Raw genomic sequence first — 23,480 nt, 5'->3', positions numbered from 1 at the left:
AAAAGAGCGTTTGGAACGCTCTTTTTGTTTGGCTGTGATGCTAGGTGGTTGGTGGTATGTAGCGTTTGTGCTTATTGATGTGGTTTTCAAATAGTCTAAAACCAATCATCAAAATCCACGCAAGCAGTAGGTAGATGATGCCTGCTGCGGTGTACATTTCAAGGTGCATATAATTGACCGCCCCCAAATTTTTGGCGGTATAAGTCAGTTCCGCCAGTGTGATGGATGCCGCCAATGCACTGCCTTTTAGGATAAATAGCACCTCGTTGCTGTATGCAGGAATCATGATACCAAAGGCACGAGGCAAGATGATGCGGCGTACTTTTTGGGTATTTGACATACCGATGGCATCAGCTGCTTCAAGCTCGCCTTTAGGAATGGCAGCGATAGAGCCTCTGATAATCTCAGCGATATAAGCGGCGGTATTTAGGGTAAACGCAATGATGGCACACCAGTAGGCTTTGGAGAAAATCGGATCCCACAGAAAGCTGTCTTTGATGAAGTCAAACTGACCTAGCCCTTGATAAATCAAGAAAATCTGAATGAGTAGCGGGGTGCCACGAAAAAAGAAAATATAAGCAAAGGGTAGGGCTTTTATCCATAAATGCCTAGATGAACGCATCAGCCCCAAAACCACGCCAACAATCAAACCAAACAAACACGACAGCACCACAAGCTCAATGGTTAGAACCGATGCTTGTAGCATGGTGGGCAGTTGGTCAATAATAGCACCCCAATTTAGGCTCATGCTTGCCCCCCTTTGTGTTTGGTCATGGACTTGGCGTAGCGAGCAGCGGGGTTGGCACGCCACTCAAAATGCGTCAAAAGTAAAGTGATGACGGTGGTTAATGCCAAATAAATGAGTGCTGCAACGATATAAAAAGTAAAAGGCTGTTGGGTGCTTTGAACGGCACGAGTGGCATAGTACATCAAATCTTGCAAACCAATCAAGGAGACAAGGGCGGTGTCTTTGAGCAAAACCAAAGTCAGATTGCCAAGACCAGGCAGGGCGACCAGCCACATCTGTGGCAAGATGATGCGTCTGATGGTCTGAACAGGTCTCATGCCAAGACTTTGGGCGGATTCCCATTGACCCTTTGGAATGTCTTGGATTGCCATGCGAAAGACTTCGGTGGCATAAGCACCAAACATCAAAGACAATGCCGTCACACCTGCCCAAAACCTACTCAAATCAGTGCGATCTGTATAGCCCATTTGATTGGCGATGAGTTGTAGTAATGCCTCGCCCCCAAAATAAACAAAAAACACCATGAGTAGTTCAGGCACGCCACGCACGACCGTTGTATAAATGTCAGCAAGACGCTGCAGAGGCCAGATGCCAGAGAGTTTGGCACCTGCACCCATCAAACCAAATAGCAGACCAAACAGCAAACTTGTCGCTCCTAGCTGAATGGTCAGCCATGTGCCTTTGAGTAAAATCGGACCGTAGCCGTGTAAATCAAACACAAAAATGCCTTACTAAAAAAATACCAAAAGCCAATGATAAAACTATCGAAATATCAAAAAGTATCAGAATAAATACAAATTGGGCATTCATTAAAAATAAATAAGCCCAAACTGCCTATTCTAACAAAATTTTGGATTGTATGAAATGTTTATTTTGGTCTATGTCATAATAAAAGGTGGTAGATTGTTTTACCATGTATCAATCTACCATGTATAAAAAACACCACCCATCAGGGTGGCATCTTTTTAAACAATTCTACCAAAAACTACTGCTCAACATAAATCTGCACCTCAACACGGCGATTAGGTTGTAGACAACGGATTTGTTGTTTTTTGGTGCCATTGATAGAGCAGTCTTTTATTGGCATATACTCACCTGCACCTGTGGTATTTAGTATATCTGATGCAATACCTTTTGATAACAGATAGGTAGCAACCGTATCAGCACGACTTTTTGATAAAGCCAGATTATACTCTTTTGAACCTAGTCTGTCAGTATGACCGATGATATGGGCTTTTACTTTACCTTGGCTTTGATAGTCTTTTAGCTTATCTGCAAGCTCATCAAGTTTGGTCAGACCACCTGGTAACATATCTTTTATACCTGATTTATTAAAAGCAAATAAAGCATCTGCTTGCAAGGCAAAAGTTTCTGTTGGTGTCGCAGGCGAAGATGGCATCTGCTGAACGATGTCTTGAATCACTGCTTGAGTGTGTAGCAAACCTGCTTGTTTTACTTTCTCTTCACACTCAGGTGCAGACCAGTACATGGCATTGATGGTTTTGTTTTTATCAAAACGAATTTGGAATTGACATTGTCTGTAATCACCTACTTGATCACGATAATTAAAGATGTAATTCCATTCATAAACACCATACAAGCCTTCATGATAATGCGGATAGCCAATCAAATGATACAGCTGATCTTTACTCATGCCATGTTCAATCTGAGCAATGTTACTCCAATTAGCCCGTGAGCCTTTATAGTTATTTGATGAAACAACAGCATCATCAATCTTTGGAAACTCAACCTCTGTGTCTGTTTCAACTTCCAAAGCAGAAGTTGAAACACAACCAGTTAGCGTCATCGCCATCAACATCACACCAAACAATGCGGTATGTTTTTTATTCATATCATGTTTTCCTAAGATAAAAGTTATCGCAATGGGTGGGTTACCAGGTAAAGCCTACGCCCACACCATAGCCAAGGTTCTTCTCGGTGTCAACATTTAAGTTTGACTTCAATGCCATGCGTCCATTGTCACTCAAGCGAGAATAACCAATGGCGATTGCTTTCTTATCACGGAAGCCGCCCAATGCTGCCGATACCATAGATTTGCCTGGCATCATGACTTGTGGTAGGGACGCTGCAGCGTTATTACCGGCAATACCTGCTTGTAGCTGACTTTCAATTTTACCGATGTGGTTATAAACATTCATCAGCTGACCACCATTGACGATATCTTTACTGTCTGGTGCGATATGACCATCAGCCACATTGGTAATGCGTGCTGCACTGCCATCGTTCTGCTGAATTCTGATGGTATCATCACCTTCATGAACAATCTGTGGTCCTGTAGTAGCATCACCTAAGGTGATACCCTCTTTAAAGGTCGCTTTCTCTTTAACAGTCAATGATTTTTCAAGCGTTGTATCACCATTTGCTGTTAACTTCTCAACAGTTGTATCACCCTTAACTATCAAGGTTTTATCAATCGTTGTGTTACCAGTCACATTCAGCGTACCATTAACAGCAGTATTTTTCAGCTTGGTTTCGCCATTGGTTACTGTCAAGCCATTATTTACCTCAACTGTATCTTTAAAGGTCGCTTTCTCTTTAACAGTCAATGATTTTTCAAGCGTTGTATCACCATTTGCTGTTAACTTCTCAACAGTTGTATCACCCTTAACTATCAAGGTTTTATCAATCGTTGTGTTACCAGTCACATTCAGCGTACCATTAACAGCAGTATTTTTCAGCTTGGTTTCGCCATTGGTTACTGTCAAGCCATTATTTACCTCAACTGTATCTTTAAAGGTCGCTTGTTTTTCAACCGTTAGGGTTTGATTCACAACAGTCTTTTGAAGCGTTGTATCGCCATTTGCAGTGAAATCAGTAACGGTTGTCTTTTGAAGCGTCGTATCACCTTTAACATTTAAGCCACCAGCTTCAACAGTCAGACCATTGCCGGCAGTAATACGACCAGTGGTTTCAATATTGCTTAAACCGCTAATATTCTTAGCAAGTTTTATAACCAACTTGCCATCACCATCTTTCATCACTCCGATATTATTATCAGACAGCTTGGTTGCATCCGTTAAGCCACCGACAATGGTTAGCGTCTCACCTAATTTACGATGGACTTCTTGATTGTCATCACCAACGAACTTCAGGCCTTTATTTGCCTGTGCATCCAGCTGGCCCTTATTGACTGCATCATTAGGGTCAACACCATCAGCAACGCCACCAACTTTCGCTCCTTCTGCCGTATTTTCAATACTAAATGTATTGGTTTTACCAGCATTGGTTGCGGTCATTTCAAGCTTATTGTTTTGTAGGTTTAATTGGTTTTTTGGTCCAATGAGTGAGATGCCTTTTGCATTAAACTCGCCCCCGTTACCATCTTTATCGATAACATTCACACCATCGCCACTAAGACTGCTACTACCGTCTTTGCCGATAACTGATAAACCACCTTCTTTAAGACTGCTTTCACCATCTTTACCGATGACCGATAAACCACCTTCTTCAAGACTACTGCTGCCGTTTTTGCCTTCAACAGCAACACCGTTCGCCGTCACTTTGCTGACATTACCGTCTCTGTCTGCAACAGTAAGCCCGCCTTTATCGACTGTGCTCTCACCGCCGCCATTACCGACTGCACCGCCGCCAGTACCATTGCCGTTACCGACATTACTACCACCGCCGTTGCCCAGAGTACTACCACCGCCATTACCCTGTGTCTTAACACCTGCAGGGGAGAGTGTGGTTACATCACCCTTATCATCTTTAAGCGTTAATGTCTTTTTAAGAGAGAAGGTAAAGGTTGTACCTTCTTGTTTAATATCCAAGTTGTCACCGGCAATCAGCTTAATCAAATCACCAGCTCTCACCACTTCTTCGGATGCACCAGAATTAGTACCAAGTCCGGTTTGACCGGAGATGACTTGGAAACCGGATTGATTAATCGCATAGGCAATATCTCTGGCGGTCATCAGTTTCTTAGCATTGTCTATCGCATCGAAAGATACCATTGGAATATCTAATCGACCGCTATTGCCTACCATCAAATCGGTGGTGTTAGCAGCAATCTTATTGCCGTCAATCAGCTTAATGGTGTCATTATCAACATTGACATTAAAGGTCACTTTGCTTGTTTTGCTGTTACCCTCACGAGTGACAACTGCGGTAGTTGCCTTACCATCGATAAAGTCAACTGTATCAAAACCACGAATAAAGTCTCTTGATGCACCATTGTTTTTTAGGTTAAAGCCCACCGACAACACATCAGCTATGGTTGCTGCACGAGACAATCTTTTTGCTCTTTCTGCTGGATCGGCACCCTGATTAGAAACATCCAATTCCGGATCAAGATCTGATAACACCGTAAGGTCGCTCGAACGATTTTTGATATTATCCGGCAAGCCGCTAATACCCGTTTTATCAAGCAACAGTGGCGGTTGATTCTCTTTTGAACTTGGAATCTCTATCACCTCAAAGGTTGATTTACCTTTTACATCCATACCTTTGGTTACTTTCAGCTTGCCATCAACGGTGGTGTCTTTAAGGTTGGTATCACCAGAGACATACAAATCACCTTGAACACCTGCATCACCAGAGACAAGACTATTACCTATAGTAAAACTATCACCAATGGTGACATTGTTCCCAATGGTGGTTAATCCACCTAATAACGTGGTTGCTTTTTTCACCGTCAAACCACCACCAATAGTCGCATCGTTAGTCACTTCCAACGACTGCGTCGACACCTTAGTCAAGCCAGTCAACGATTTAGCAAGTTTTACTATCAAACCGTCATCTGAAGTGTTTTTCACCACCCCGATATTTCTTTCGGTTAATTCATCCTTATCAGCTTCACCAACAATCTTCAGTGTATCGCCTAATTTACGATGAACTTTATTACCATCATCACCAACAAACTTCAATCCTTTATCGGTAATTTCCCCAGCTTTCGCTTCAAACTGTTCAAAGTTAACCGCATCATTAGGAGCGTCACCAGCAGCCACATTGGTGATCTTCGTAGGAGAGTCATCGCTCTTCTGAACTTTGATATTATTGCCGTCACGCACAATCTTCGGACCATCATTAGCATTACCTAAGGTTATGCCCTCTTTAAAGGTTGCTTGCTTCTCAACAACCAGTGAATCTGTAAACTGTGCTTGACCCCCAACGATTAATTCTTGAAGTCTTGTTTCTCCACTCGCTGTTAATGCCTCAACAGTGGTAGTACCATTAGTTACGGTTAAATCACCGTTCAAGTTGGTTGAGCCGGTTACATTCAAGCCTTGAGTTGCATTAACCGTACCATTAAAGGTCGTAGCACCACCCACAGTCAGGGTATCGGTAATATTTGCACTATCTAGCGTTGCACCACCGGTCACTGTCAAGCCTTGAGTTGCATTAACCGTACCATTAAAGGTCGTAGCACCACCCACAGTCAGGGTATCGGTAATATTTGCACTATCTAGCGTTGCACCACCGGTCACTGTCAAGCCTTGAGTTGCATTAACCGTACCATTAAAGGTCGTAGCACCACCCACAGTCAGGGTATCGGTAATATTTGCACTATCTAGCGTTGCACCACCGGTCACTGTCAAGCCTTGAGTTGCATTAACCGTACCATTAAAGGTCGTAGCACCACCCACAGTCAGCGTACCACCAACATTGGTGTTTTGAAGCTTGGTTTCACCGGCAGTTACCGTCAAACCATTATTCACCGTCAAACCACCACCAATAGTCGCATCGTTAGTCACTTCCAACGACTGCGTCGACACCTTAGTCAAGCCAGTCAACGATTTAGCAAGTTTTACTATCAAACCGTCATCTGAAGTGTTTTTCACCACCCCGATATTTCTTTCGGTTAATTCATCCTTATCAGCTTCACCAACAATCTTCAGTGTATCGCCTAATTTACGATGAACTTTATTACCATCATCACCAACAAACTTCAATCCTTTATCGGTAATTTCCCCAGCTTTCGCTTCAAACTGTTCAAAGTTAACCGCATCATTAGGAGCGTCACCAGCAGCCACATTGGTGATCTTCGTAGGAGAGTCATCGCTCTTCTGAACTTTGATATTATTGCCGTCACGCACAATCTTCGGACCATCATTAGCATTACCTAAGGTTATGCCCTCTTTAAAGGTTGCTTGCTTCTCAACAACCAGTGAATCTGTAAACTGTGCTTGACCCCCAACGATTAATTCTTGAAGTCTTGTTTCTCCACTCGCTGTTAATGCCTCAACAGTGGTAGTACCATTAGTTACGGTTAAATCACCGTTCAAGTTGGTTGAGCCGGTTACATTCAAGCCTTGAGTTGCATTAACCGTACCATTAAAGGTCGTAGCACCACCCACAGTCAGGGTATCGGTAATATTTGCACTATCTAGCGTTGCACCACCGGTCACTGTCAAGCCTTGAGTTGCATTAACCGTACCATTAAAGGTCGTAGCACCACCCACAGTCAGGGTATCGGTAATATTTGCACTATCTAGCGTTGCACCACCGGTCACTGTCAAGCCTTGAGTTGCATTAACCGTACCATTAAAGGTCGTAGCACCACCCACAGTCAGCGTACCACCAACATTGGTGTTTTGAAGCTTGGTTTCACCGGCAGTTACCGTCAAACCATTATTCACCGTCAAACCACCACCAATAGTCGCATCGTTAGTCACTTCCAACGACTGCGTCGACACCTTAGTCAAGCCAGTCAACGATTTAGCAAGTTTTACTATCAAACCGTCATCTGAAGTGTTTTTCACCACCCCGATATTTCTTTCGGTTAATTCATCCTTATCAGCTTCACCAACAATCTTCAGTGTATCGCCTAATTTACGATGAACTTTATTACCATCATCACCAACAAACTTCAATCCTTTATCGGTAATTTCCCCAGCTTTCGCTTCAAACTGTTCAAAGTTAACCGCATCATTAGGAGCGTCACCAGCAGCCACATTGGTGATCTTCGTAGGAGAGTCATCGCTCTTCTGAACTTTGATATTATTGCCGTCACGCACAATCTTCGGACCATCATTAGCATTACCTAAGGTTATGCCCTCTTTAAAGGTTGCTTGCTTCTCAACAACCAGTGAATCTGTAAACTGTGCTTGACCCCCAACGATTAATTCTTGAAGTCTTGTTTCTCCACTCGCTGTTAATGCCTCAACAGTGGTAGTACCATTAGTTACGGTTAAATCACCGTTCAAGTTGGTTGAGCCGGTTACATTCAAGCCTTGAGTTGCATTAACCGTACCATTAAAGGTCGTAGCACCACCCACAGTCAGGGTATCGGTAATATTTGCACTATCTAGCGTTGCACCACCGGTCACTGTCAAGCCTTGAGTTGCATTAACCGTACCATTAAAGGTCGTAGCACCACCCACAGTCAGGGTATCGGTAATATTTGCACTATCTAGCGTTGCACCACCGGTCACTGTCAAGCCTTGAGTTGCATTAACCGTACCATTAAAGGTCGTAGCACCACCCACAGTCAGGGTATCGGTAATATTTGCACTATCTAGCGTTGCACCACCGGTCACTGTCAAGCCTTGAGTTGCATTAACCGTACCATTAAAGGTCGTAGCACCACCCACAGTCAGCGTACCACCAACATTGGTGTTTTGAAGCTTGGTTTCACCGGCAGTTACCGTCAAACCATTATTCACCGTCAAACCACCACCAATAGTCGCATCGTTAGTCACTTCCAACGACTGCGTCGACACCTTAGTCAAGCCAGTCAACGATTTAGCAAGTTTTACTATCAAACCGTCATCTGAAGTGTTTTTCACCACCCCGATATTTCTTTCGGTTAATTCATCCTTATCAGCTTCACCAACAATCTTCAGTGTATCGCCTAATTTACGATGAACTTTATTACCATCATCACCAACAAACTTCAATCCTTTATCGGTAATTTCCCCAGCTTTCGCTTCAAACTGTTCAAAGTTAACCGCATCATTAGGAGCGTCACCAGCAGCCACATTGGTGATCTTCGTAGGAGAGTCATCGCTCTTCTGAACTTTGATATTATTGCCGTCACGCACAATCTTCGGACCATCATTAGCATTACCTAAGGTTATGCCCTCTTTAAAGGTTGCTTGCTTCTCAACAACCAGTGAATCTGTAAACTGTGCTTGACCCCCAACGATTAATTCTTGAAGTCTTGTTTCTCCACTCGCTGTTAATGCCTCAACAGTGGTAGTACCATTAGTTACGGTTAAATCACCGTTCAAGTTGGTTGAGCCGGTTACATTCAAGCCTTGAGTTGCATTAACCGTACCATTAAAGGTCGTAGCACCACCCACAGTCAGGGTATCGGTAATATTTGCACTATCTAGCGTTGCACCACCGGTCACTGTCAAGCCTTGAGTTGCATTAACCGTACCATTAAAGGTCGTAGCACCACCCACAGTCAGCGTACCACCAACATTGGTGTTTTGAAGCTTGGTTTCACCGGCAGTTACCGTCAAACCATTATTCACCGTCAAACCACCACCAATAGTCGCATCGTTAGTCACTTCCAACGACTGCGTCGACACCTTAGTCAAGCCAGTCAACGATTTAGCAAGTTTTACTATCAAACCGTCATCTGAAGTGTTTTTCACCACCCCGATATTTCTTTCGGTTAATTCATCCTTATCAGCTTCACCAACAATCTTCAGTGTATCGCCTAATTTACGATGAACTTTATTACCATCATCACCAACAAACTTCAATCCTTTATCGGTAATTTCCCCAGCTTTCGCTTCAAACTGTTCAAAGTTAACCGCATCATTAGGAGCGTCACCAGCAGCCACATTGGTGATCTTCGTAGGAGAGTCATCGCTCTTCTGAACTTTGATATTATTGCCGTCACGCACAATCTTCGGACCATCATTAGCATTACCTAAGGTTATGCCCTCTTTAAAGGTTGCTTGCTTCTCAACAACCAGTGAATCTGTAAACTGTGCTTGACCCCCAACGATTAATTCTTGAAGTCTTGTTTCTCCACTCGCTGTTAATGCCTCAACAGTGGTAGTACCATTAGTTACGGTTAAATCACCGTTCAAGTTGGTTGAGCCGGTTACATTCAAGCCTTGAGTTGCATTAACCGTACCATTAAAGGTCGTAGCACCACCCACAGTCAGGGTATCGGTAATATTTGCACTATCTAGCGTTGCACCACCGGTCACTGTCAAGCCTTGAGTTGCATTAACCGTACCATTAAAGGTCGTAGCACCACCCACAGTCAGGGTATCGGTAATATTTGCACTATCTAGCGTTGCACCACCGGTCACTGTCAAGCCTTGAGTTGCATTAACCGTACCATTAAAGGTCGTAGCACCACCCACAGTCAGCGTACCACCAACATTGGTGTTTTGAAGCTTGGTTTCACCGGCAGTTACCGTCAAACCATTATTCACCGTCAAACCACCACCAATAGTCGCATCGTTAGTCACTTCCAACGACTGCGTCGACACCTTAGTCAAGCCAGTCAACGATTTAGCAAGTTTTACTATCAAACCGTCATCTGAAGTGTTTTTCACCACCCCGATATTTCTTTCGGTTAATTCATCCTTATCAGCTTCACCAACAATCTTCAGTGTATCGCCTAATTTACGATGAACTTTATTACCATCATCACCAACAAACTTCAATCCTTTATCGGTAATTTCCCCAGCTTTCGCTTCAAACTGTTCAAAGTTAACCGCATCATTAGGAGCGTCACCAGCAGCCACATTGGTGATCTTCGTAGGAGAGTCATCGCTCTTCTGAACTTTGATATTATTGCCGTCACGCACAATCTTCGGACCATCATTAGCATTACCTAAGGTTATGCCCTCTTTAAAGGTTGCTTGCTTCTCAACAACCAGTGAATCTGTAAACTGTGCTTGACCCCCAACGATTAATTCTTGAAGTCTTGTTTCTCCACTCGCTGTTAATGCCTCAACAGTGGTAGTACCATTAGTTACGGTTAAATCACCGTTCAAGTTGGTTGAGCCGGTTACATTCAAGCCTTGAGTTGCATTAACCGTACCATTAAAGGTCGTAGCACCACCCACAGTCAGGGTATCGGTAATATTTGCACTATCTAGCGTTGCACCACCGGTCACTGTCAAGCCTTGAGTTGCATTAACCGTACCATTAAAGGTCGTAGCACCACCCACAGTCAGGGTATCGGTAATATTTGCACTATCTAGCGTTGCACCACCGGTCACTGTCAAGCCTTGAGTTGCATTAACCGTACCATTAAAGGTCGTAGCACCACCCACAGTCAGGGTATCGGTAATATTTGCACTATCTAGCGTTGCACCACCGGTCACTGTCAAGCCTTGAGTTGCATTAACCGTACCATTAAAGGTCGTAGCACCACCCACAGTCAGCGTACCACCAACATTGGTGTTTTGAAGCTTGGTTTCACCGGCAGTTACCGTCAAACCATTATTCACCGTCAAACCACCACCAATAGTCGCATCGTTAGTCACTTCCAACGACTGCGTCGACACCTTAGTCAAGCCAGTCAACGATTTAGCAAGTTTTACTATCAAACCGTCATCTGAAGTGTTTTTCACCACCCCGATATTTCTTTCGGTTAATTCATCCTTATCAGCTTCACCAACAATCTTCAGTGTATCGCCTAATTTACGATGAACTTTATTACCATCATCACCAACAAACTTCAATCCTTTATCGGTAATTTCCCCAGCTTTCGCTTCAAACTGTTCAAAGTTAACCGCATCATTAGGAGCGTCACCAGCAGCCACATTGGTGATCTTCGTAGGAGAGTCATCGCTCTTCTGAACTTTGATATTATTGCCGTCACGCACAATCTTCGGACCATCATTAGCATTACCTAAGGTTATGCCCTCTTTAAAGGTTGCTTGCTTCTCAACAACCAGTGAATCTGTAAACTGTGCTTGACCCCCAACGATTAATTCTTGAAGTCTTGTTTCTCCACTCGCTGTTAATGCCTCAACAGTGGTAGTACCATTAGTTACGGTTAAATCACCGTTCAAGTTGGTTGAGCCGGTTACATTCAAGCCTTGAGTTGCATTAACCGTACCATTAAAGGTCGTAGCACCACCCACAGTCAGGGTATCGGTAATATTTGCACTATCTAGCGTTGCACCACCGGTCACTGTCAAGCCTTGAGTTGCATTAACCGTACCATTAAAGGTCGTAGCACCACCCACAGTCAGGGTATCGGTAATATTTGCACTATCTAGCGTTGCACCACCGGTCACTGTCAAGCCTTGAGTTGCATTAACCGTACCATTAAAGGTCGTAGCACCACCCACAGTCAGGGTATCGGTAATATTTGCACTATCTAGCGTTGCACCACCGGTCACTGTCAAGCCTTGAGTTGCATTAACCGTACCATTAAAGGTCGTAGCACCACCCACAGTCAGCGTACCACCAACATTGGTGTTTTGAAGCTTGGTTTCACCGGCAGTTACCGTCAAACCATTATTCACCGTCAAACCACCACCAATAGTCGCATCGTTAGTCACTTCCAACGACTGCGTCGACACCTTAGTCAAGCCAGTCAACGATTTAGCAAGTTTTACTATCAAACCGTCATCTGAAGTGTTTTTCACCACCCCGATATTTCTTTCGGTTAATTCATCCTTATCAGCTTCACCAACAATCTTCAGTGTATCGCCTAATTTACGATGAACTTTATTACCATCATCACCAACAAACTTCAATCCTTTATCGGTAATTTCCCCAGCTTTCGCTTCAAACTGTTCAAAGTTAACCGCATCATTAGGAGCGTCACCAGCAGCCACATTGGTGATCTTCGTAGGAGAGTCATCGCTCTTCTGAACTTTGATATTATTGCCGTCACGCACAATCTTCGGACCATCATTAGCATTACCTAAGGTTATGCCCTCTTTAAAGGTTGCTTGCTTCTCAACAACCAGTGAATCTGTAAACTGTGCTTGACCCCCAACGATTAATTCTTGAAGTCTTGTTTCTCCACTCGCTGTTAATGCCTCAACAGTGGTAGTACCATTAGTTACGGTTAAATCACCGTTCAAGTTGGTTGAGCCGGTTACATTCAAGCCTTGAGTTGCATTAACCGTACCATTAAAGGTCGTAGCACCACCCACAGTCAGGGTATCGGTAATATTTGCACTATCTAGCGTTGCACCACCGGTCACTGTCAAGCCTTGAGTTGCATTAACCGTACCATTAAAGGTCGTAGCACCACCCACAGTCAGGGTATCGGTAATATTTGCACTATCTAGCGTTGCACCACCGGTCACTGTCAAGCCTTGAGTTGCATTAACCGTACCATTAAAGGTCGTAGCACCACCCACAGTCAGGGTATCGGTAATATTTGCACTATCTAGCGTTGCACCACCGGTCACTGTCAAGCCTTGAGTTGCATTAACCGTACCATTAAAGGTCGTAGCACCACCCACAGTCAGCGTACCACCAACATTGGTGTTTTGAAGCTTGGTTTCACCGGCAGTTACCGTCAAACCATTATTCACCGTCAAACCACCACCAATAGTCGCATCGTTAGTCACTTCCAACGACTGCGTCGACACCTTAGTCAAGCCAGTCAACGATTTAGCAAGTTTTACTATCAAACCGTCATCTGAAGTGTTTTTCACCACCCCGATATTTCTTTCGGTTAATTCATCCTTATCAGCTTCACCAACAATCTTCAGTGTATCGCCTAATTTACGATGAACTTTATTACCATCATCACCAACAAACTTCAATCCTTTATCGGTAATTTCCCCAGCTTTCGCTTCAAACTGTTCAAAGTTAACCGCATCATTAGGAGCGTCACCAGCAGCCACATTGGTGATCTTCGTAGGAGAGTCATCGCTCTTCTGAACTTTGATATTATTGCCGTCACGCACAATCTTCGGACCATCATTAGCATTACCTAAGGTTATGCCCTCTTTAAAGGTTGCTTGCTTCTCAACAACCAGTGAATCTGTAAACTGTGCTTGACCCCCAACGATTAATTCTTGAAGTCTTGTTTCTCCACTCGCTGTTAATGCCTCAACAGTGGTAGTACCATTAGTTACGGTTAAATCACCGTTCAAGTTGGTTGAGCCGGTTACATTCAAGCCTTGAGTTGCATTAACCGTACCATTAAAGGTCGTAGCACCACCCACAGTCAGGGTATCGGTAATATTTGCACTATCTAGCGTTGCACCACCGGTCACTGTCAAGCCTTGAGTTGCATTAACCGTACCATTAAAGGTCGTAGCACCACCCACAGTCAGGGTATCGGTAATATTTGCACTATCTAGCGTTGCACCACCGGTCACTGTCAAGCCTTGAGTTGCATTAACCGTACCATTAAAGGTCGTAGCACCACCCACAGTCAGCGTACCACCAACATTGGTGTTTTGAAGCTTGGTTTCACCGGCAGTTACCGTCAAACCATTATTCACCGTCAAACCACCACCAATAGTCGCATCGTTAGTCACTTCCAACGACTGCGTCGACACCTTAGTCAAGCCAGTCAACGATTTAGCAAGTTTTACTATCAAACCGTCATCTGAAGTGTTTTTCACCACCCCGATATTTCTTTCGGTTAATTCATCCTTATCAGCTTCACCAACAATCTTCAGTGTATCGCCTAATTTACGATGAACTTTATTACCATCATCACCAACAAACTTCAATCCTTTATCGGTAATTTCCCCAGCTTTCGCTTCAAACTGTTCAAAGTTAACCGCATCATTAGGAGCGTCACCAGCAGCCACATTGGTGATCTTCGTAGGAGAGTCATCGCTCTTCTGAACTTTGATATTATTGCCGTCACGCACAATCTTCGGACCATCATTAGCATTACCTAAGGTTATGCCCTCTTTAAAGGTTGCTTGCTTCTCAACAACCAGTGAATCTGTAAACTGTGCTTGACCCCCAACGATTAATTCTTGAAGTCTTGTTTCTCCACTCGCTGTTAATGCCTCAACAGTGGTAGTACCATTAGTTACGGTTAAATCACCGTTCAAGTTGGTTGAGCCGGTTACATTCAAGCCTTGAGTTGCATTAACCGTACCATTAAAGGTCGTAGCACCACCCACAGTCAGGGTATCGGTAATATTTGCACTATCTAGCGTTGCACCACCGGTCACTGTCAAGCCTTGAGTTGCATTAACCGTACCATTAAAGGTCGTAGCACCACCCACAGTCAGCGTACCACCAACATTGGTGTTTTGAAGCTTGGTTTCACCGGCAGTTACCGTCAAACCATTATTCACCGTCAAACCACCACCAATAGTCGCATCGTTAGTCACTTCCAACGACTGCGTCGACACCTTAGTCAAGCCAGTCAACGATTTAGCAAGTTTTACTATCAAACCGTCATCTGAAGTGTTTTTCACCACCCCGATATTTCTTTCGGTTAATTCATCCTTATCAGCTTCACCAACAATCTTCAGTGTATCGCCTAATTTACGATGAACTTTATTACCATCATCACCAACAAACTTCAATCCTTTATCGGTAATTTCCCCAGCTTTCGCTTCAAACTGTTCAAAGTTAACCGCATCATTAGGAGCGTCACCAGCAGCCACATTGGTGATCTTCGTAGGAGAGTCATCGCTCTTCTGAACTTTGATATTATTGCCGTCACGCACAATCTTCGGACCATCATTAGCATTACCTAAGGTTATGCCCTCTTTAAAGGTTGCTTGCTTCTCAACAACCAGTGAATCTGTAAACTGTGCTTGACCCCCAACGATTAATTCTTGAAGTCTTGTTTCTCCACTCGCTGTTAATGCCTCAACAGTGGTAGTACCATTAGTTACGGTTAAATCACCGTTCAAGTTGGTTGAGCCGGTTACATTCAAGCCTTGAGTTGCATTAACCGTACCATTAAAGGTCGTAGCACCACCCACAGTCAGGGTATCGGTAATATTTGCACTATCTAGCGTTGCACCACCGGTCACTGTCAAGCCTTGAGTTGCATTAACCGTACCATTAAAGGTCGTAGCACCACCCACAGTCAGCGTACCACCAACATTGGTGTTTTGAAGCTTGGTTTCACCGGCAGTTACCGTCAAACCATTATTCACCGTCAAACCACCACCAATAGTCGCATCGTTAGTCACTTCCAACGACTGCGTCGACACCTTAGTCAAGCCAGTCAACGATTTAGCAAGTTTTACTATCAAACCGTCATCTGAAGTGTTTTTCACCACCCCGATATTTCTTTCGGTTAATTCATCCTTATCAGCTTCACCAACAATCTTCAGTGTATCGCCTAATTTACGATGAACTTTATTACCATCATCACCAACAAACTTCAATCCTTTATCGGTAATTTCCCCAGCTTTCGCTTCAAACTGTTCAAAGTTAACCGCATCATTAGGAGCGTCACCAGCAGCCACATTGGTGATCTTCGTAGGAGAGTCATCGCTCTTCTGAACTTTGATATTATTGCCGTCACGCACAATCTTCGGACCATCATTAGCATTACCTAAGGTTATGCCCTCTTTAAAGGTTGCTTGCTTCTCAACAACCAGTGAATCTGTAAACTGTGCTTGACCCCCAACGATTAATTCTTGAAGTCTTGTTTCTCCACTCGCTGTTAATGCCTCAACAGTGGTAGTACCATTAGTTACGGTTAAATCACCGTTCAAGTTGGTTGAGCCGGTTACATTCAAGCCTTGAGTTGCATTAACCGTACCATTAAAGGTCGTAGCACCACCCACAGTCAGGGTATCGGTAATATTTGCACTATCTAGCGTTGCACCACCGGTCACTGTCAAGCCTTGAGTTGCATTAACCGTACCATTAAAGGTCGTAGCACCACCCACAGTCAGCGTACCACCAACATTGGTGTTTTGAAGCTTGGTTTCACCGGCAGTTACCGTCAAACCATTATTCACCGTCAAACCACCACCAATAGTCGCATCGTTAGTCACTTCCAACGACTGCGTCGACACCTTAGTCAAGCCAGTCAACGATTTAGCAAGTTTTACTATCAAACCGTCATCTGAAGTGTTTTTCACCACCCCGATATTTCTTTCGGTTAATTCATCCTTATCAGCTTCACCAACAATCTTCAGTGTATCGCCTAATTTACGATGAACTTTATTACCATCATCACCAACAAACTTCAATCCTTTATCGGTAATTTCCCCAGCTTTCGCTTCAAACTGTTCAAAGTTAACCGCATCATTAGGAGCGTCACCAGCAGCCACATTGGTGATCTTCGTAGGAGAGTCATCGCTCTTCTGAACTTTGATATTATTGCCGTCACGCACAATCTTCGGACCATCATTAGCATTACCTAAGGTTATGCCCTCTTTAAAGGTTGCTTGCTTCTCAACAACCAGTGAATCTGTAAACTGTGCTTGACCCCCAACGATTAATTCTTGAAGTCTTGTTTCTCCACTCGCTGTTAATGCCTCAACAGTGGTAGTACCATTAGTTACGGTTAAATCACCGTTCAAGTTGGTTGAGCCGGTTACATTCAAGCCTTGAGTTGCATTAACCGTACCATTAAAGGTCGTAGCACCACCCACAGTCAGGGTATCGGTAATATTTGCACTATCTAGCGTTGCACCACCGGTCACTGTCAAGCCTTGAGTTGCATTAACCGTACCATTAAAGGTCGTAGCACCACCCACAGTCAGGGTATCGGTAATATTTGCACTATCTAGCGTTGCACCACCGGTCACTGTCAAGCCTTGAGTTGCATTAACCGTACCATTAAAGGTCGTAGCACCACCCACAGTCAGCGTACCACCAACATTGGTGTTTTGAAGCTTGGTTTCACCGGCAGTTACCGTCAAACCATTATTCACCGTCAAACCACCACCAATAGTCGCATCGTTAGTCACTTCCAACGACTGCGTCGACACCTTAGTCAAGCCAGTCAACGATTTAGCAAGTTTTACTATCAAACCGTCATCTGAAGTGTTTTTCACCACCCCGATATTTCTTTCGGTTAATTCATCCTTATCAGCTTCACCAACAATCTTCAGTGTATCGCCTAATTTACGATGAACTTTATTACCATCATCACCAACAAACTTCAATCCTTTATCGGTAATTTCCCCAGCTTTCGCTTCAAACTGTTCAAAGTTAACCGCATCATTAGGAGCGTCACCAGCAGCCACATTGGTGATCTTCGTAGGAGAGTCATCGCTCTTCTGAACTTTGATATTATTGCCGTCACGCACAATCTTCGGACCATCATTAGCATTACCTAAGGTTATGCCCTCTTTAAAGGTTGCTTGCTTCTCAACAACCAGTGAATCTGTAAACTGTGCTTGACCCCCAACGATTAATTCTTGAAGTCTTGTTTCTCCACTCGCTGTTAATGCCTCAACAGTGGTAGTACCATTAGTTACGGTTAAATCACCGTTCAAGTTGGTTGAGCCGGTTACATTCAAGCCTTGAGTTGCATTAACCGTACCATTAAAGGTCGTAGCACCACCCACAGTCAGGGTATCGGTAATATTTGCACTATCTAGCGTTGCACCACCGGTCACTGTCAAGCCTTGAGTTGCATTAACCGTACCATTAAAGGTCGTAGCACCACCCACAGTCAGCGTACCACCAACATTGGTGTTTTGAAGCGAGGTATCACCAGTTGCTGTTAGCTTAACAACTTGTGTATCACCGGTTGCTGTTAGTTTAGCAACTTTTGTGTCACCGGTTACTGTCAAGCCACCGTTCAAGTTGGTTTTACCAGCCTGAACAGTCAAGCCCCCAGTAGTCACTGTCAAACCACCACCGGCTGTAATACGACCGGTGGTTGTAAGTGTCTTCGTCTCTACTGACTCTAAGCCTTTAAGATTCTTGGCAAGTTTGACAACCAGATTGTCAGTACCAACAACCACCCCAATATTGTTATCAGTCAACTGATTCTCATTAGCACCGCCGGTAATTCTTATGTCCGTGTCCAACCTACGTGTGAGATGTTGACCGACAACGGTTGAATCACCCAAAAACTTTATCCCTTTGTTAGCCAGCTCGTCCAACTGCTTCTTATTGACGGCATGATGATCTGCTGTAGCATTACCCACATTAGCCAGTTGATTATTATTAAAATTAACCGTTTGTCTACTTGCTACCGTCAAACCACCGTTGGCATTTAGCGTACCGTTGATGGTCGCAGCACCTGTCGTAGTAATTGTGTTAAGCGATGTATTACCGGTCGCTGTTAGGTTAGCAACATTTGTATTACCGGCCACTGTCAAGCCATTGGTCAAATTGGTTGAGCCAGTCACATTCAGCGTACCACCAACATTGGTGTTTTGAAGCGAGGTATCACCAGTTGCTGTTAGCTTAACAACTTGTGTATCACCGGTTGCTGTTAGTTTAGCAACTTTTGTGTCACCGGTTGCTGTTAGTTTAGCAACTTTTGTGTCACCGGTTACTGTCAAGCCACCGTTCAAGTTGGTTTTACCAGCCTGAACAGTCAAGCCCCCAGTAGTCACTGTCAAACCACCACCGGCTGTAATACGACCGGTGGTTGTAAGTGTCTTCGTCTCTACTGACTCTAAGCCTTTAAGATTCTTGGCAAGTTTGACAACCAGATTGTCAGTACCAACAACCACCCCAATATTGTTATCAGTCAACTGATTCTCATTAGCACCGCCGGTAATTCTTATGTCCGTGTCCAACCTACGTGTGAGATGTTGACCGACAACGGTTGAATCACCCAAAAACTTTATCCCTTTGTTAGCCAGCTCGTCCAACTGCTTCTTATTGACGGCATGATGATCTGCTGTAGCATTACCCACATTAGCCAGTTGATTATTATTAAAATTAACCGTTTGTCTACTTGCTACCGTCAAACCACCGTTGGCATTTAGCGTACCGTTGATGGTCGCAGCACCTGTCGTAGTAATTGTGTTAAGCGATGTATTACCGGTCGCTGTTAGGTTAGCAACATTTGTATTACCGGCCACTGTCAAGCCATTGGTCAAATTGGTTGAGCCAGTCACATTCAGCGTACCACCAACATTGGTGTTTTGAAGCGAGGTATCACCAGTTGCTGTTAGCTTAACAACTTGTGTATCACCGGTTGCTGTTAGTTTAGCAACTTTTGTGTCACCGGTTACTGTCAAGCCACCGTTCAAGTTGGTTTTACCAGCCTGAACAGTCAAGCCCCCAGTAGTCACTGTCAAACCACCACCGGCTGTAATACGACCGGTGGTTGTAAGTGTCTTCGTCTCTACTGACTCTAAGCCTTTAAGATTCTTGGCAAGTTTTACAACCAGACCATTACTACCACCAACCACCCCAATATTATTATTAGTCAACTTATCCCTATTAGCACCGCCGGTAATATTCAGTTTTTGGCCTAACTTGCGAGTGGCAACATCACTAGCTGAATCACCTTCAAACTGTAATCCTGTATTAGCCAGCTCGTCCAACTGCCCTTTATTGACTGCATCAAAAGCATCTTTACCGTCCCAAATATTGGTGATTCGAGCATACCCTCCTCCGTTCTTCTGAACCTTGATGGCATCACCATTATTAACAATCTTCGGACCATTGTTGGCATTACCTAAGGTTATGCCTTGTTTAAAGGTGGCACCATTATTGACTGTTAGTGAGTTTGTTGTTACTGAAGTTAGCCCAGTTAGTGTTTTGGATAGTTTTACTTCCAATCCCTTGTTACCAACAACCACCCCAATATTGTTATCAGTCAACTGACCCTCATTAGCACCGCCGGTAATTTTTATGTCCATGCCCAACTGACGTGTGAGATGTTGTCCGTTTTTGTTTGAATCACCCCAAAACTTTATCCCTTTGTCAGCCCAAGCATCCAGCTGTTTCTTATTGACGGCATCAGTATCAGCTGTAGCATCACCCACCTCAGTCAGTCTATTATTATTAAAATCAACCGTTTTTCTATTTGCTACCGTCAAACCACCGTTGGCATTTAGCATACCACCAACATTTGCCGTGTTCGTCACGGTCAAACTATTTGCAGTGGTACTTCCAAGCGTGGTAGTTCCAAGCGTGGTCGCACCGGTCACATTCAACGTACTTGCAGTGGTACCTCTAAGCGTGGTATCGCCGGTCACATCCAAACCACCTCGAGCCGTTAATTTCCCACCAATCGTCGCAGCACCGCTTGTACTCATTGATGTAAAGCTTGGCGTATCACTTACGGCAATATCGATGGTTCCATCTGTCTGTGTCAGTGCTATGTTTTTACCGGCTTGGAATGTTACTGTCTTATTAGATGTGATTGTATGCTGTTTGTTATTCGCTGTACCACCTGTGCCGGCTTTTGTAGCCAGCTTCCAGCTTACGCCAATGTTTTTTATATCCTTTTGTAACGCTTCTGCCACATCGTTAATCGCCTGTGCCACATCAGCAGACTTCGCCAAACCTGCTGGACCTCTCGCAGCCGTTACCTTTGTTTTATTATTTGCACTGTCAAGCTCCTGCGTTATGACATCAAATACGACTTCTGCATTTTGTTTTGAGCCGTTTGTACCCCCTTTGTTATTCACCGTAACACTAACTAAGTTATTCGTCCCTTTCTTAAATTCCAGTTTATTACCAATACCAACGGTTGCTTTTTTAGCACCGGCATTATCATGCACATCAAACCCGATACCATTTACAATGTGATACAACTGCGAGCCGTTAATCGCTTCGGTGCTGTTGGGGCTAATCGTACCGGCCGCTACATGTTGAATAACCCGTTCTTTACCCCCACTAGCTACCGCAAAAGAATTTTTCTTGTTGTAGCCTTGCCATTGATTCGCATTAAAGGTCTTATTACCAATTACTAAATCACTTCTCTCTCCCACATCGGTCGCATTTGAATTTCTACCGATAGCCACATTTTCACTGCCAGATGCTGATGCTCCATTACCGATGACCACGTTATACGCACCACCGGCAGTTGTACTATAACCTATCGCCACTGCTCGTATATGATCAGTGTCAACCTTGGCGTTATGCCCAATCGCAACCCCCCCCTCTGCATTTACCGTTGCAGGGTTGTTAGCGCTATCTGCATCTCCCGAGCCAATCGCAATCCCTTGTGAGGCATTTGATAAAGCAGAGCGACCAATCGCGATACCGCCGTCTCCGCTGGCGTTAACCAACGCATTACTCCCCAGTGCCGTACTACGATAGGCAAGTGCTTTGGCACGCTCACCTACGGCTGTACCGCTAACCGCATCATTATTAGCATCACCAACCTGTGCCTCACGCCCCAGCACCACCGAGTATCCTGACCACGCACGAGCATCTGTCCCCACAACTAAGGAGTTTTCTAATGCACGAGTCCGACCTGCTCTGAATCTGTCTGCCCCATCACCGGAAAGCTTTGCCCCATACCCGATAACCGTACTGTCTTTGCCATTGTTGATTGCTTGATTCCCTAGCACCACACCGTTGGTGGATAAGCCAACTGAGCCTATACCAATAACGATAGAGCTGTTATCCGCCCGTGCTGAACTACCGATGGCCACTGATGATCCTCTTGCTATAGCTGATGTTCCTATACCAAGAGAATTCAAACCTTGAATATTCGTGCCAGAACCAATCGCAATACCGCCTTGCGATCTGGCTTGAACTGTTGCAGAACGTCCTATTGCAATCCCATCTAGTGAATTGTCATTAACCCTCGCTTGGAAACCCAAAACCGTCCCGTTATTACTGGCATTGACTGCTTCAATCCCCAGTACTGTCCCGTTGCTAGACTTAGATTGTGAGCTATAACCAATCACAATAGACGTATTCTCTGCTATTGCTGCGTTACCTATCGCTACTGATCCGCCTCTTGATTTAGCCCCTGTCCCGATAGCAAGAGAGTTTGGGTCCCTAGAGGACGCTTGCGAACCAATAGAGATGTTGCCGTTACTCACGGTTGTCGAGTCTGCCCCGATAGAGATTGTTTGGTTACCACCAGTATTCGCTCTTGCCCCTAAAGCAATCGCATTTTGAACTTGCTCACCCCGTCCGATTGCCCCGTGACCGATAATCACGTTTGCGTTTGGCACACTTGCACCGGCAACCCCTGACTTGCCAAGGAAAGTATTGTGCCCGATCACAATCGAGTTATAGGCATTGACGTTTCCTCGTCCAGTATAAGGTGCAGGATTGCCAGTTATGTTACTGTTATTAGTGGTTACGTTACGCCCCCCCCAAACCAAGTTCTCTGCACCACTGTTACTACCTTCCCAAAACTGAGCCGACACGCTCCCAGAAAAGCTAAGTCCGCTGAGCAGTAGGGTGGTTAGGGCGAACGAACGAACTGCTGGTTTAAGAGAGTCTATTGCACTGGCAATTGGGTTTAGATGAAAGCTACTGCCTGTTTGAGTAGGGTCTTTGCTTAATGATGTGCTACCGGTTTGGGTGCGTTGATGACCACGAGCCAATTCAGAGACAGCTTGAAACACTTGTGTGGTGCGGTTAAAAATAACCTTATAGACTTTATTCATACTTTCATTCCAGCGTAGTTAGCCCACCCTTGTTGACTGAATTTTTACAAGGGTGGTTAAAAAAATCAATGCGGTTTGATGACCAAACCTTTATGAACCAAACTTGCTGTGCATTGCTTGGTGTAATTGTTTGGGTGTTTTGTTGGATTATAACCCAAACTTAAGTTGTTATTCATTAATATTATCAATTGATATTATCAATTAATATTATCAATTGATATTATTAATTGATAATATTGCTAATATATTTAGCTTAAATGGGTGTATTTTACCACAATATTTACTCCGCAGGGGGGGGGATAAAATAATGAAAGAGAGTTGTTATTTTATTGTTACTATTAATAATAATTGTTGTTTTATTACTAATGGCTTACTGTGGTTGG

4 protein-coding genes are annotated in these 23,480 nt (G+C 44.2%); all 4 read right to left on the bottom strand.

Annotated elements, in window-relative coordinates; all coding sequences use genetic code 11:
- Window positions 1–40 precede the first annotated feature (40 nt).
- Complete coding sequence (locus tag L3D27_RS10320) at window positions 41–748, bottom strand: ABC transporter permease (protein ID WP_373628803.1); 708 nt, start codon at window positions 746–748, stop codon at window positions 41–43.
- A complete protein-coding gene (locus L3D27_RS10315; protein ID WP_432481129.1) occupies window positions 745–1,467 on the bottom strand; it encodes an ABC transporter permease in 723 nt (240 codons plus the stop codon). Before L3D27_RS10315 ends, L3D27_RS10320 begins: the two co-directional genes overlap by 4 nt.
- Before the next feature lie 266 nt (window positions 1,468–1,733).
- Window positions 1,734–2,600: an OmpA family protein gene (locus L3D27_RS10310; protein WP_432481066.1), complete on the bottom strand. Its 867-nt coding sequence runs from the start codon at window positions 2,598–2,600 to the stop codon at window positions 1,734–1,736.
- A gap of 40 nt (window positions 2,601–2,640) precedes the next feature.
- Window positions 2,641–23,097 (bottom strand): YadA-like family protein, encoded by a 20,457-nt coding sequence (locus L3D27_RS10305; protein ID WP_432481128.1) that lies wholly within the window; start codon window positions 23,095–23,097, stop codon window positions 2,641–2,643.
- Window positions 23,098–23,480: the final 383 nt, after the last annotated feature.

Source organism: Moraxella sp. ZY200743 (genome assembly GCF_050885545.1).
Lineage (GTDB): Bacteria > Pseudomonadota > Gammaproteobacteria > Pseudomonadales > Moraxellaceae > Moraxella > Moraxella haemolytica.
The sequence above is the reverse complement of the archived record's forward strand: the minus strand, read 5'-3'. Positions and strand labels throughout refer to the sequence as shown.

Bases quoted from the DNA above. Each gene is read 5' to 3' on its own strand.
- L3D27_RS10320 (WP_373628803.1), bottom strand. From the start codon at position 748: ATGAGCCTAAATTGGGGTGCTATTATTGACCAACTGCCCACCATGCTA.
- L3D27_RS10310 (WP_432481066.1), bottom strand. From the start codon at position 2,600: ATGAATAAAAAACATACCGCATTGTTTGGTGTGATGTTGATGGCGATG.
- L3D27_RS10305 (WP_432481128.1), bottom strand. From the start codon at position 23,097: ATGAATAAAGTCTATAAGGTTATTTTTAACCGCACCACACAAGTGTTT.